Origin of the sequence: Bacillus taeanensis, from assembly GCF_003318295.1 — a bacterium.
Taxonomy (GTDB): Bacteria; Bacillota; Bacilli; order Bacillales; family UBA6769; genus Maribacillus; species Maribacillus taeanensis.
Genome location: NZ_QOCW01000004.1, coordinates 91,090 through 103,848, shown reverse-complemented (window position 1 = coordinate 103,848; position 12,759 = coordinate 91,090). Strand labels below are relative to the sequence as shown.

At 35.8% G+C, this 12,759-nt stretch carries 15 protein-coding genes; 1 reads left to right on the top strand and 14 read right to left on the bottom strand.

The window, feature by feature from the left end; all coding sequences use genetic code 11:
* Nucleotides 1-99: 99 nt before the first annotated feature.
* From recO to rpsU, 14 genes are all read right to left on the bottom strand, one after another.
* Nucleotides 100-849: a DNA repair protein RecO gene (gene recO / locus DS031_RS05685; RefSeq protein ID WP_113804966.1), complete on the bottom strand. Its 750-nt coding sequence runs from the start codon at nucleotides 847-849 to the stop codon at nucleotides 100-102.
* Between the two features lie 42 nt (nucleotides 850-891).
* Complete coding sequence (locus DS031_RS05680; RefSeq protein ID WP_113804965.1) at nucleotides 892-1,044, bottom strand: YqzL family protein; 153 nt, start codon at nucleotides 1,042-1,044, stop codon at nucleotides 892-894.
* Nucleotides 1,045-1,171: 127 nt separating this feature from the next.
* Nucleotides 1,172-2,080 (bottom strand): GTPase Era, encoded by a 909-nt coding sequence (era, locus tag DS031_RS05675; protein ID WP_113804964.1) that lies wholly within the window; start codon nucleotides 2,078-2,080, stop codon nucleotides 1,172-1,174.
* Between the two features lie 58 nt (nucleotides 2,081-2,138).
* Nucleotides 2,139-2,519: a diacylglycerol kinase family protein gene (locus DS031_RS05670; RefSeq protein ID WP_113804963.1), complete on the bottom strand. Its 381-nt coding sequence runs from the start codon at nucleotides 2,517-2,519 to the stop codon at nucleotides 2,139-2,141.
* Nucleotides 2,503-2,973: an rRNA maturation RNase YbeY gene (gene ybeY, locus DS031_RS05665; RefSeq protein ID WP_113804962.1), complete on the bottom strand. Its 471-nt coding sequence runs from the start codon at nucleotides 2,971-2,973 to the stop codon at nucleotides 2,503-2,505. Before ybeY ends, DS031_RS05670 begins: the two co-directional genes overlap by 17 nt.
* Before the next feature lies 1 nt (nucleotide 2,974).
* A complete protein-coding gene (locus DS031_RS05660) occupies nucleotides 2,975-5,101 on the bottom strand; it encodes an HD family phosphohydrolase (protein ID WP_113804961.1) in 2,127 nt (708 codons plus the stop codon).
* 170 nt (nucleotides 5,102-5,271) lie between these two features.
* Nucleotides 5,272-6,234 carry a PhoH family protein gene (locus DS031_RS05655; RefSeq protein ID WP_113804960.1) on the bottom strand — a complete coding sequence of 321 codons (963 nt, stop codon included), beginning with the start codon at nucleotides 6,232-6,234 and terminating at the stop codon, nucleotides 5,272-5,274.
* 5 nt (nucleotides 6,235-6,239) lie between these two features.
* Nucleotides 6,240-7,436: a sporulation protein YqfD gene (gene yqfD, locus DS031_RS05650; protein ID WP_245947230.1), complete on the bottom strand. Its 1,197-nt coding sequence runs from the start codon at nucleotides 7,434-7,436 to the stop codon at nucleotides 6,240-6,242.
* 17 nt (nucleotides 7,437-7,453) lie between these two features.
* Nucleotides 7,454-7,777, bottom strand: coding sequence for a sporulation protein YqfC (yqfC, locus tag DS031_RS05645; protein ID WP_113804958.1), 324 nt, complete (start codon nucleotides 7,775-7,777; stop codon nucleotides 7,454-7,456).
* 177 nt (nucleotides 7,778-7,954) lie between these two features.
* Nucleotides 7,955-8,422: a hypothetical protein gene (locus tag DS031_RS05640; protein ID WP_113804957.1), complete on the bottom strand. Its 468-nt coding sequence runs from the start codon at nucleotides 8,420-8,422 to the stop codon at nucleotides 7,955-7,957.
* Nucleotides 8,423-8,469: 47 nt separating this feature from the next.
* Nucleotides 8,470-9,465 (bottom strand): flotillin-like protein FloA, encoded by a 996-nt coding sequence (gene floA / locus DS031_RS05635; RefSeq protein WP_113804956.1) that lies wholly within the window; start codon nucleotides 9,463-9,465, stop codon nucleotides 8,470-8,472.
* Between the two features lie 17 nt (nucleotides 9,466-9,482).
* The gene (locus DS031_RS05630; RefSeq protein WP_113804955.1) at nucleotides 9,483-10,823 is read right to left on the bottom strand and encodes an NfeD family protein; all 1,341 of its coding nucleotides are present in this window, start codon (nucleotides 10,821-10,823) and stop codon (nucleotides 9,483-9,485) included.
* Nucleotides 10,824-10,972: 149 nt separating this feature from the next.
* On the bottom strand, nucleotides 10,973-11,416 hold the full coding sequence (locus DS031_RS05625; protein ID WP_113804954.1) for a GatB/YqeY domain-containing protein: 444 nt from the start codon (nucleotides 11,414-11,416) through the stop codon (nucleotides 10,973-10,975).
* An 18-nt stretch (nucleotides 11,417-11,434) separates the two neighbouring features.
* A complete protein-coding gene (rpsU, locus tag DS031_RS05620; RefSeq protein ID WP_113804953.1) occupies nucleotides 11,435-11,608 on the bottom strand; it encodes a 30S ribosomal protein S21 in 174 nt (57 codons plus the stop codon).
* A 203-nt stretch (nucleotides 11,609-11,811) separates the two neighbouring features.
* Here rpsU and DS031_RS05615 point away from each other — a divergent pair, with 203 nt between their 5' ends.
* A complete protein-coding gene (locus tag DS031_RS05615; protein ID WP_113804952.1) occupies nucleotides 11,812-12,744 on the top strand; it encodes a Na/Pi symporter in 933 nt (310 codons plus the stop codon).
* Nucleotides 12,745-12,759 lie beyond the last annotated feature (15 nt).

The following is a 12,759-nucleotide window of genomic DNA, read 5'->3' as shown; positions in this document are numbered from 1 at the left end:
TCTTAAATAGGCTATACACTTTACGAAATTATTATATACGATTTAGCTTCTTTTGAGAAATGATTAAATTGACTCACTTCAACTTTTGAATGAAAAATTCTAATCGATTTTAAATTGATCAAGCTGATCAAGAAAACGTTTTGATTTCAATTTAAGACCAGAATAGGTATCATAATAAGTTGTAAGTATTTGCTTGATTTCAGCTTTTGTCTGCTCTTTTACCGAGACCTGACCTAAGCGAGTAATGTCAAAATGATAAAAAAGCCTAAGAAGCTTTGCAGTAGATGAAGAGATTTTTAAGTGGTGTGGATCAATGTGTTGACATTTATGACAGAGAAAACCTCCCTCTCTTATTGAAAAAACAAATTGTCCTTCCATTGTTCCACAGTTAGCACATTTATTAAATTCAGGGGCAATTCCTGCTGCTGAGAGCATTTTCACTTCAAATATAAAAGTTAAGATTTCAGGGTCTATCTCTTCATGCATAAAATAAAGAACTTGATAAACTAATTCAAATAAATACGGATTTGGCGTTTTTTCCTCTGTAAGTTTATCTAATAATTCGACAACATAGGCAGCATAAGCTGTACGAAAAATATCTTCACGAATTCCTCGAAAAGAAGAAATCATTTCTCCTTGACTTAAACTCCCTAACCCACTCGATTTTTGAAATAAATATTGGCCATATGTAAAAAGCTGTGAAACAGAAGAGAGGCGACTGTTTGCTTTCTTCGCCCCTCTTGCCATAACGCCAATTTTTCCAGATTCCCTTGTATAAAGCGTTAATATTTTATTTGATTCTCCATAGTCAATTGATCGAATAACAATTCCCTCTACTTTTACCAGCATACTATTCTCACCACTAATTATTTAAATAAAAGATGACAAACATTAAGTAAACGGCACATTGACCTCACCTTCACCCATCACTTCTTCAACTACTTCTTTTCCCTCGTCACTTGAATAATTTTCCATCTCTTTTACTAAAAGATAGGTTTCCACATTTCCTGTTACACAAAATACTTTCCAAGCAAAATTCAACAAGAAAGCTCCCACCTTTCTACAGTGATTCGTTCTGTATGTTTATGATGACCTTCTTTTATTAAAATGATGTGAGATAAATTTTGTCAATTCCACTTCAAGTTAAAGGATGAATGTTTGTGACTTCTTCTTAATACTCGTCTTCAGTAAATCCAAAGTCTCTTAACACACTTGATTTATTGCGCCAATCTTTTTGTACCTTTACCCATAATTCCATATAAACTTTACTGCCAAGCATCGCTTCAATATCATAGCGAGCACGTTTTCCAATTTCTCGAAGCATTGACCCCTGCTTACCAATAATAATTCCTTTTTGAGAAGAGCGTTCTACAATAATCGTTGCATCAATATCAACAATCTCTTTGTCATCCCGTGCACGCATTTGATCTGTTACAACCGTAACCGAATGTGGGACTTCTTCCCTTGTTAAGTGCAGCACTTTCTCACGAATCATTTCCGCCACAATAAAACGTTCCGGATGATCTGTAATTTGATCGGCTGGATAATATTGTGGACCTTCCTCCAAATAATCTGTAATTTGATTAAGCAATGTGGGAACATTATTTCCTTGTAATGCTGAAATAGGCACAACTTCCGCAAAATCATAATGCTCTTTGTACTGCTTAATAAACGGCAGCAGTTGATCTGGATGCACTTTATCTATCTTATTTACCACTAAAAATACTGGCTTTGAGACTTTTTTTAAGCGCTCAATAATAAATTCATCGCCTCTCCCAAGCCCCTCTTCCGCATTGACTAAGAACATAACGAGATCCACTTCATTCAACGTATTTTCAGCCATTTTTGTCATAAAACTCCCAAGCTTATGCTTTGGTTTATGAATGCCTGGCGTATCGATAAATACAATTTGTGATTCATTTGTTGTATAAACACCATGGATTTTATTACGTGTTGTTTGCGGCTTATCACTCATAATGGCGATTTTTTGGCCAAGCACTTGATTTAATAAAGTTGATTTTCCAACATTCGGACGACCAATTAATGCGACAAAACCTGATTTATATTCTTGATTATTCATGATTATATCCCTCGCTGCTATTAAGAATCATGTTCTTAATTACTATATTCTCAATTCCTTACAATACTAAACGTAAAATAGGCGGTATAAAAAACAGTACACCTATTATAACAGCAACTATACTAAATATAAATACAGCCCCTGAAGCTGTATCTTTAGCGATCTTTGCTAATGGATGATAGTCAGGAGAAGCTAAATCAACCACACATTCAATTGCAGTATTCATTAACTCCAGTGCTAATACAATTCCAATTACGATAATAAGGATCGAAATTTTCATTACAGATAGTGCAAATATTTTGGCCATTACAAGAACAACGATCACTGCCGCTGTATGAATACGAAAATTCCTTTCGTTTTTGAAAGCATACCATATACCTTCCAATGCATAACGAAAGGAATGAATAATGGTTGGATTTTTTTTATCTCGTAAGGCCATATTGGTTTAAAATATCCTTTTGTCTTTGAAACATTTCTTTTTCTTCTTCTTCAGTCATATGATCATAACCTAATAAATGTAGAAAACCATGAACAGCTAAAAACCCTAATTCCCTTTCAAATGAATGATTGTAAGCATCTGCCTGCTCTTGAATACGAGGAATAGAAATAATAATATCCCCCAGTATACGGGGCATATCTGCTCCAACAATCATCATTTCATCTTCTCCCTGCTCCTCTAAAGCAAATGAAATCACATCGGTAGGTTGATCTTTGTCTCGGTATTCACGATTAATTTCTTGAATTCTTTCATCGGTTACAAAGGTTAATGAAACTTCTGCTTCTTCATGAATACCTTCCATTTCTGCTGCTTTTTGGAGCACCTCTTCTGCTAAAGCAAGATGCTCCTCAGAAAGACTATTTGTTTCATCATAGCTCTCAATTAATAATGCCATACTAATTCACCTTCTTCTTTAAATCTTCTGGATACTCAATTCTTGAATGAAAAATTCCTTTTAACGTTTCGCAAATTGTTTTTGCAACAATATCTAATTCTTTTAATGTTAGATCACTCTCATCAAATTGCCCGTCTTCAAGACGATCGGTAATAATTTTACGAACTAACGTCTCTATCTTTTGAGGAGTTGGCTTTGCGAGAGAACGGACAGCGGCTTCCACTGAATCAGCAATTCCAACGATCGCAGCTTCTTTTGTTTGAGCTTTTGGACCTGGATAGCGAAATTCTGCTTCTGGAATCTCTTTGTTCGCTTGACTGTTTGCTTTAAAATAAAAATATTTCAGCAGTGTTGTGCCATGATGCTGTTCAGCAATATCAATGATTTCCTTTGGAAGCTTATGCTTTTTTAATAAATCTGCCCCATCATATGGATGGGAGATAATAATGGTTTTACTTAATTGAGGTGCAATATTATCATGAGGATTTTCCATATTTAATTGGTTTTCAATAAAAAAATGGGGCCGCTTTGTTTTTCCAAGGTCATGATAATATGCCCCAACTCGAGCTAAAAGACCGTTCGCTCCTACTGACTCACATGCCGCTTCAGAAAGGTTAGCAACAATGACACTATGATGATATGTTCCTGGTGCCTCTATCAACAGCTTCCTTAACAGCGGCTGATGTGGGTTAGAAAGCTCAATTAGCTTCATTGTTGATAAAATACCAAAAGCGGCTTCAAAAAACGGCATCAATCCAAGTGTTAAGACAGCTGCTAAAAATCCTGATAATAATGAAAATCCTATATCTAATCCCATATGTATCCAATCGTATTGTCCGCTTTTTAACATATAAATGATCGCAACAACCACGGCATTAACAAAGGCTACAAACAAGCCAGCTTTTAATATTTTAGATCGCAAATTTCGCTTTCCAAGATAAAAGATACCGGCTAGAGAACTAAATAATATATAAACGCCGTATAGAGCATTTATTTGACCAGTGATATCTCCATTAAACAGAATACTTCCCACAACTGAAAAGACAATGCTTGAGGCTACTGCTGCCTTTTCATTAATAAGCATCTTTATCATCATTGTTCCCATTGCAACAGGTACTATAAACCCAATATCAACCGTTAATTCATGAATAACACTGGTGATTTTCATAATAAGTATTGCAATAAAAAAGAGTACAACAAATAGTAATAACTTTCTATTTTTATTATGCTTATTTGACTCGATCTCACGTAAATAATAATATAAAACTCCTGTTAAAAGGAAAACAAGCAATGTTAGTCCCACATAAGGGAATGGTTGAAAGCGATTATCAAGAAGACCAACAATATCAAGCTGTGAGAGAATTTCTCGATTAATAATTTCGCCTTCCCTTACCAAAATTTGTCCTTCACGAATCATGACAGGTGCCACAGCTTCTAAAGCTTCTTCTCTTTTGACTTTCGTCGCTTTTGTATCTAAAAAATAATTTGGAACAATTACAAATTGTGCCACTTGTTTTGCAGCACTCTTAAGCTTTGTATTTAAAGAAGCGTCCGGCATGATATAGTCCACTTCTTTTTTAGCACTTTCTAATTTATCTACAGAAATTTGCTGCTGCATTACTTTTGTTACCGCATTCATTGCCATCTCTTTTGAAATTTGGAGCTGAGAAGGAGCGGCTTCTAAAAGGGTCTCTAGTGTGCTTGTTGAAAGTTCTTCAGAGGCTGCAGTCGATAATAACTGGCGAAGCTGCTGTACTTGGTCACTTAACGGAACGGGTTCTTCTTTGCTGCTTACATCATTAGAAACCTTTTCAACTGAGTCGTATATTCCCTCTAATTGTTCCACTTGAAACTGTGCTGCCTCTTTTTTTAGTGTGAAAACAGGTTGAATATTTTGTGCTGCATCATTTTGTTTATCAATGGTTGCTTGTTTATCTTCAATGGTGATTGGTGATTGAATATCTTTTTCTGCGGCAGAATAAAGGGTAACAGCTATCTTCTCAGGAGTTATGTTTGAAAGCATAGCAGCATACATAATTAAGCAAATGATTCCATACAGCAGCACTTGTACATAACGATCATTCCGAAAAAGCTGACTACGGCTTAACCAGCTTATAAGGTTATTCATATCCGTTTTCACCTCACGACGTAGTAACCCAGATCGAATCTTTTTACTAGTAAATGAACTTTTATAAATTTTATCATGTATTCCTAAGCGGTAAAAGAAACAATTTTTTATTATTTAAGGATTTGAAACAAAAGATAAGACTCGTCAAACGTACGAGTCTTATCACATCTCTACACATTATCTTGTTTTTCATAAGCTTTAATGATTTTCTGTACAAGCGGATGACGTACCACATCGGCTTGTTGTAAATACATAAATGAAATGCCAGAGACAGTTCCTAATGTTTCTTCAGCTACTCTTAATCCAGATTTCTTTCCTTTAGGTAAATCAACCTGTGTAATATCTCCAGTAATAATCATCTTTGAACCAAATCCAAGTCTTGTTAAAAACATTTTCATTTGCTCAGGAGTTGTATTTTGTGCTTCATCTAAAATAACAAACGAGTCGTCAAGCGTTCTTCCACGCATATAAGCGAGTGGTGCAATTTCAATAGTCCCTCTTTCAATCAGCCGCTGAGTATGCTCTGTACCTAATACATCATGAAGAGCATCATACAAAGGCCTTAAATAAGGATCAACTTTTTCTTTTAAATCACCTGGTAAAAACCCTAAACTTTCACCCGCCTCTACTGCTGGGCGTGTTAATACAATACGTTTTACTTTATTATTTTTTAAAGCAGTAACAGCCATAACGACTGCCAAATAGGTTTTCCCTGTTCCTGCAGGTCCAATTCCAAACACAAGATCATGCTTTTTCATTGCATTTACATAATGCCGCTGTCCTAATGTTTTAACTCGAATTGATTTTCCTTTAGCATTCGTGGTGATTTCTTCTTGATAAAGTTCGGATAACTGTTCAAGCATTCCTTGTTGTCCTAATTGAATTGCATACATTACATCTCGCTCAGAGACATTAATCCCCTGCTCAATAAGACGGTGTAATGATTCCAAAATATCCTTTACAATGTGGAACGCTTCCTCATTCCCTTTTATAAGAATTTCTGCGCCTCTTGTTATTAACGAAACATTTAAAGCTTGTTCAATTAATTGTAAGTGGGAATCACTTGGACCGAATAAAGCTTGTGCTTGGTTTGAATTTTCAAGTTCTAACTGGATTTCGTATCGTTCTGCCAATATACTCAGTCTCCTTGAATAATGGGTTGTTCAACTGCAATATTTTCAATAACAGTGTAATGCATCTTTAACTTAACTTTACCATTCTCTGTCTTTTCGTGCAAAACTTTTTCTTCTTTTATCTCTGCATCATGATCAATTTTTCGTATTAATTCTTCTCGTGCCATCTCTTTTGCAGCTTGAACAGCCTCTTCTTTTGAGTAAGTTCTTTGGACATTTTCTGTCTCTAAATAGGTTTGTTTTGTGTATCCAAATGGCAGTCTCCATTTAAAAAAATAAAAAGGATAGTTCGTTTTAATTTTTTCATACTCTTTAAAACCCACTTCTCCAAAACCGTATACAGGAATCTTTACATTTCCCATTGTTATATAGTGTTTCACTTTATTTTCTCCCGTATGTGTAATAAAAGTGGTTTTAAAAGGAATGGTAACTTCTGACTCATACCACACCTCTCCTAAAATAACTCCTTTTGCCGGCACAATGTTCGTACTTTCTTCTTTTCCGATAATACCAGAAACAAGCAGTTTTCCTTTTGCAACATACTCATTCTTCTTAACCATCAGTTGTCCATTTTCAACAAAAACATCATAAATGATTGCTTTTTTTTCTGCTACTAAATGTCTTGGATTTAATGTTTTCTCTTTTTCAGGAAGCTCTTTTTCAACGACATCAAATGTATATTTTGTACCATCTATCTTTACTCCCACCCATGTTACACCCGTAAGCTGCTCTGTAACTTGCTGCTGCACATCTTGTACACTAGGTAATAAAAAAAGAAACTTCCCCCGTTTAATTCCTATTTCGTTTACTGCCTGCAGCAGTTCATGCTCTGCCTTTGGACTAGCTCCTTTTACGTCAATACTCCAAACCATATTCGATAAAATAAAAGTTAAGATAAAAAATAATAAAAGGCCAATTATAATTCCACTTCTTCTAAGAAGATGCTGAATAAAGAAAGGAATTCCCTTCTTTCGCTTAAAACGCACTTTGCAGCGGGCTTTTTTCAAATGAAAACGAACTCTTTTAATATCTTTTATATACATGGAAGCATGCAGTGTTTCTTCATTCACACGTTTAATACCCCATATTGGAATACGATATTGAATACATCGATTTAAAAAAAGTTCTGCATACTTTCCTTTCACTTCAATTTCTACATAACCGATCATTGAATCAATCCATTTATTTTTCAACGAAATCACCTCTCTTCTTTTTCAAATTATGGATAGCGTGTAATTGTCCGCGGTTTTTCCTGCTTTGGAGGAGCTTCTAAATAGAGAACTTGATCTATTTTCCCTTCAAGTAAAATTTCCTCTGGTAAAATGGTTTTAATGACAAATGCTTCTCCTTTAACAAGAAGCTGACCTTGCTTTAATAAGAGGCGCAGCTCTTGGTTTGAAAAACGAAGAACTCCTTGGTGATTTTCTATGTAAATGTGAAGCTGCCCAATCATTGTAATGCGTGGTAGGTCCATTACTGTGTCAGCAGGAAGTTCCATTTTTTGCATCATCCATTTTTTAATGCGCTCTCTCCATTTTGCCATTCGTGAACCTCCTCTCACCTCATGTGTATGAAATAAAAAAACAAAGTATCACTTTAAATAAAAAAACTTAACAGCTCATTTATTTCATCTTCTAAAAAGCTTGGAAACCGCGGTAATCTCACTTATCTGCTCCCAGTCTTTTTTTCTTAACCTACAACAAAAGGTTGAGCTGTAAGCTCAACCTTTTGTTCGTCGAAACGCATCTCTTCCATATGGTTTATGTGCTCTTGGTGAATGAAGAATTTCTGCCCATATGATGCCTTCCCTCAGTTTATTTTTAGATGGATTTTTAAACGTCTTTTTATTGATAACCGTTTTATTTAGCGAGTGACGTTTCAGCTTAGTAGATGACCTTTCTTCTACTTGTTCTTTGAATTGATAAAGCTTTTCTTCAGCATGTTGGAGATTGGTTTGCGGCCGCTTATTCTCAACTTGAATTGTTTCTACAGATGAAAAATCCGGATTTTGTTCTCTTGGAATGGAAGCCTCTTGCTTTTTTCCACTAACAGACGGGCGCTGAGCCGGCTTTGAAGGTTGATTATTAGTTTCTTTAAGCCGCTTCAAAAAGCTAATAATGCCACCAATAATGATAAATACAAAGAAAAGATTACTAAAAATAAATTCAATAAGAGTTTCAAGCGTCATTGCTCTCCTCCTTTGTCATCAGATGAACGGATGAGGCTGTTGGATCACTAGTTTTGTTCATTATCTGAGTCATTCTCATCTTTTCCAAGCATTTGTCTCATATCAGTATCTGCTTGAATATTTTTTAAGTTCAAATAGTCCATAACCCCAATATTCCCAGATCGTAGTGCTTCTGCCATTGCCATTGGGACTTGCGCTTCAGCTTCGACAACTTTTGCATGCATCTCTTGTACTCTTGCACGCATTTCTTGTTCTTGTGCTACCGCCATTGCCCGACGCTCTTCAGCTTTTGCTTGAGCAATATTTTTATCCGCTTCTGCCTGGTCTGTTTGAAGAACGGCGCCAATATTTTTACCAATATCAATATCTGCAATATCAATCGATAAAATTTCAAAAGCTGTTCCTGCATCTAAACCTTTTGATAAAACCGTTTGTGAAATTAAGTCAGGATTTTCCAATACTTTTTTATGATTGTCTGAAGAACCAATTGTTGAAACGATTCCTTCACCAACACGGGCAATAATTGTATCTTCTCCAGCTCCACCAACAAGTCGATCAATATTAGCACGAACAGTAATGCGTGCTTTTGCTTTCACTTCAATACCATCCATTGCAACCCCGGCAATAAACGGTGTTTCAATTACTTTTGGATTAACACTCATTTGCACTGCTTCAAGGACATCTCGGCCAGCTAAATCAATGGCTGCACAGCGTTCAAAGCTTAATTCAATATTTGCTCGATGCGCCGCAATTAAAGCATTTACAACACGATCCACATTACCGCCTGCTAAATAGTGACTTTCTAATTGATTCACTTGTAAATCAAGACCCGCTTTAACTGCTTTAATTAGCGGATTAATAACGCGTGATGGAATAACGCGGCGAAGCCTCATTCCTACTAATGAAAAAATACCAATTCTTACACCGGCCGCAAGAGCGGAAATCCACAGCATCACCGGTACAAATGTAAATAATACTGCTAATACAATAACAATCAAGCCAACAAGCAATAATGTTCCTATTGTCCCTATATCTAATGGCATAAAAGCCCCTCCTTTAATTATTCACTTTGATTATTAGTAGTGATTTCACGTACAACAACTCTAGATCCATTTGTTTTTACAATTTTTATTTTTTTATTTGCTGCAATATAATTACCTTCTGTTACAACATCTAGACGCTCCTCATTAAAGACTGCCGTTCCAGAAGGTCTTAATGGGGTCATTGTTTCCCCTTCAAGTCCAATAATATCTTCCCGAGTTACACTTGCGACATAACCTTGTTCTGTTTTTGTAGCATCAAATAAAATAATTTTACGCAGAAAGCCTTTATAACCAAATATTTTGATAAAAATAACAGAACCAATAACGGTAATAACAATTGCAATTAATATCGATAAAAGGCTGTATTGTAAAGAGGTGCCTGATGCTAAAACAATACTTGCTACAACTGCAATCGCTCCAAGAATGCCAAAAATGCCACCAGGTGTAAAAATTTCAATTAATATTAGGATAATTCCTGCTGCAAGTAATAATAATGCTTCCCATCCAGCAAACCCGGCAATCATATGACCGAAGAAAAATAATAACAGAGCGACCGCCCCCATTATTCCTGGGATCCCAAATCCGGGTGAATATAATTCTAAAACAAGCCCTAAACTTCCTATTGAAAGCAATATAGGCACAATAACTGGATTTGTTACAAACCGTGCTAATTTCTCTGCAAAGCTTATATCAATTTCTTTCGTTACAGCATCAGTTAATTTTAAATAGCTCAGCAGTGCTGTACGATCCTCAACAATTTTTTCAGCATATCCCACCTTTAGTGCTTGATCAGCTGTCAGCGTAAGCAATTCACCTTTCCCTGCACCGTATTCTGGTAAATCGATATCAGGGTTGGCCATCGCCATTGCATATTTCGGATCACGATTATTCAGCTCTGCAGATGCTTTCATTTCCGCAAGCCAATATGATTCTGCTTTTTTCCCTGCTGTATTACCTGACTGGTCAATAATAGCAGCCGATCCCATCGTACTTCCCGGCTTCATTACAATTTGATCTGTGTTTAAGGCTATGTATGCGCCTGCAGATAGAGCTTTTTTCGTAACAAATGCTGTTATTGGTATGTTTGTTTGTCTTAATAAATCAGCAATGTTATCTGCAGCATTCACCGCTCCACCAGGTGTATTAATTTCAAGAACAATGTGATCAGCTCCTTCTTCACCTGCTTCATCTATTCCTCGCTGCAAGAAAGCTTCTAACCCTCGTTCTACTTCTTGTTCCACCGGTATAAAATAAACAAGCTTTCCTTCTCCCTCACCATAAGCAGTTGATGCTATAAAAACTGCTGCGAAAGAAATGATGGTGAATAAAAATGAAATACCTTTCCGATATCGATACATCTTTTCCCTCCTTTCTTCTTTATTACTATATATTATGTACGTTTAAATTAGAAATAAGTTTCAACTTTTTAAACATGTATTTTTTCATATATCGTCCAAAAAAGAAAAATAAAAACACGCCTTGTATGAAACAAGACGTGCAGCATGTTTTATGATAAGTGCTGTTGTACAAGACGATTTATTTGTGATCCATCTGCCTTACCCTTTACTTTTGGCATAATGGCACCCATCACTTTGCCCATATCAGCCTTTGAGCTAGCGCCAACTTGTGTGATTGTTTCTTTTACAATGGCTTCAAGCTCTTCATCTGATAATTGCTCTGGTAAATATTCTTCTAAAATCAAGAGTTCTTCACGCAGTTTTTCAGCAAGATCATCTCGACCTGCACTTTCAAATTCATGGAGGGAGTCTTTACGTTGTTTTACTTCGCGAGTCAGAACAGTAAGTTCAGCTTCTTCGGAAAGCTCGCTTCCAAGCTTAATTGATTCATTTTGAAGCGAAGAACGCACCATACGAATCACTGAAAGCTTGAACTTATCTTTATTCTTCATCGCTTGTTTCATATCATCAGCTAAACGGTTACTAAGACTCATTTAAGAAAACACCCTCTCTTAAAACTTACGCTTTCTTGCTGCCTCTGATTTTTTCTTACGTTTAACACTTGGCTTTTCATAATGCTTACGCTTTTTTACTTCAGCAAGTGTTCCCTCTTTAGAAACCGTTCTTTTGAAGCGACGAAGTGCATCATCGATTGATTCATTTTTACGAACGCGAGTTTCTGCCATTTCTATCCCTCCCTCCAAAACATTGCATACAATCATAAACTAACATGCTAATCATTTAAAAACATGTCTTTTGACATTATAATATATAGACATTTCGCGGTCAACTACATCTTCTTGTTTATAGAAAGTAAAATGGTTAAAATTAATATTTTCGTCATGGCTTTACTACCTTGTCCATATGATATACCAAGGTGGTGAAAGCTATGCCTGAAGTGCTCTCGCTCATGGCGATATTTGTTGGTATTTTTTTATTTGGAATGACAGTTATTCGAATTGGTTTACAAACAGCATCAAAAAAGCATATGCAAGTTTTATTAATGAAAATGACGGATACTCCATTAAAAGGACTTATTACCGGTACCATTGTAACAGCCATTATGCAGAGCAGTTCAGCTGTCCTTGTCATTACAGTTGGCTTAGTTGCTGCTGGATTTCTCACATTTAAACAATCAATTGGAATTATTTTAGGTGTTAATATTGGCACAACTTTTACAAATGAATTATTAACATTAGATCCAAGCTCCTACCTGCCTTTTTTATTAATAGGTGGTACTGCGCTTATTCTTTTTAATTATCGTTTATTATTTAGTGTTGGCTGTTTATTTTTTGGACTTGGATGTATTTTTGTAGCAATGCAGGGTTTTGAATCATTAGCTGATCCTCTCTCCTCAACAACTGCTTTTACTTCTTTTCTGACAGATTCAAATGAAAATATTTTTTTAGGAGTTGGAATTGGTACTTTATTAACAGCCATTATTCAATCTAGTACAGCAACGACTGGCATCGTAATGGGTTTGCTGAACCATCATCTTTTAACATTGCCTGCAGCAATTGCCATTGTATTAGGTGCCAATATAGGCACATGTATTACCGCTTATTTAGCAAGCATTGGAACGAACATCGAAGCAAAGCTTGTGGCATACGCTCATATTTGGTTAAATATTTTAGGTGTACTTTTATTTTTACCCATTATTAAACAACTTAGCTTTATCACGGAACAGTTAACGTCCTTTCCTGATGTCCAAATTGCCCATGCTAGTTTAATTTTTAACCTTCTCTCTTCATTGTTAGCTTTACCGTTTGCGGGATTGCTGGCTTCCCTTTTGTTAAAGATACACAAAAAAAGACCAAGCTAATGTGCTTGATCTTTT

Excerpts from the sequence above, each read along its gene's own strand:
- recO (WP_113804966.1), bottom strand. The coding sequence starts at position 849 with ATGCTGGTAAAAGTAGAGGGAATTGTTATTCGATCAATTGACTATGGA.
- rpsU (WP_113804953.1), bottom strand. The coding sequence starts at position 11,608 with ATGGCAGAAACTCGCGTTCGTAAAAATGAATCAATCGATGATGCACTT.
- era (WP_113804964.1), bottom strand. The coding sequence starts at position 2,080 with ATGAATAATCAAGAATATAAATCAGGTTTTGTCGCATTAATTGGTCGT.
- DS031_RS05615 (WP_113804952.1), top strand. The coding sequence starts at position 11,812 with ATGCCTGAAGTGCTCTCGCTCATGGCGATATTTGTTGGTATTTTTTTA.
- yqfC (WP_113804958.1), bottom strand. The coding sequence starts at position 7,777 with ATGGCAAAATGGAGAGAGCGCATTAAAAAATGGATGATGCAAAAAATG.
- DS031_RS05630 (WP_113804955.1), bottom strand. The coding sequence starts at position 10,823 with ATGTATCGATATCGGAAAGGTATTTCATTTTTATTCACCATCATTTCT.
- DS031_RS05625 (WP_113804954.1), bottom strand. The coding sequence starts at position 11,416 with ATGAGTCTTAGTAACCGTTTAGCTGATGATATGAAACAAGCGATGAAG.
- DS031_RS05640 (WP_113804957.1), bottom strand. The coding sequence starts at position 8,422 with ATGACGCTTGAAACTCTTATTGAATTTATTTTTAGTAATCTTTTCTTT.
- floA (WP_113804956.1), bottom strand. The coding sequence starts at position 9,465 with ATGCCATTAGATATAGGGACAATAGGAACATTATTGCTTGTTGGCTTG.
- ybeY (WP_113804962.1), bottom strand. The coding sequence starts at position 2,973 with ATGGCATTATTAATTGAGAGCTATGATGAAACAAATAGTCTTTCTGAG.
- DS031_RS05670 (WP_113804963.1), bottom strand. The coding sequence starts at position 2,519 with ATGGCCTTACGAGATAAAAAAAATCCAACCATTATTCATTCCTTTCGT.
- DS031_RS05660 (WP_113804961.1), bottom strand. The coding sequence starts at position 5,101 with ATGAATAACCTTATAAGCTGGTTAAGCCGTAGTCAGCTTTTTCGGAAT.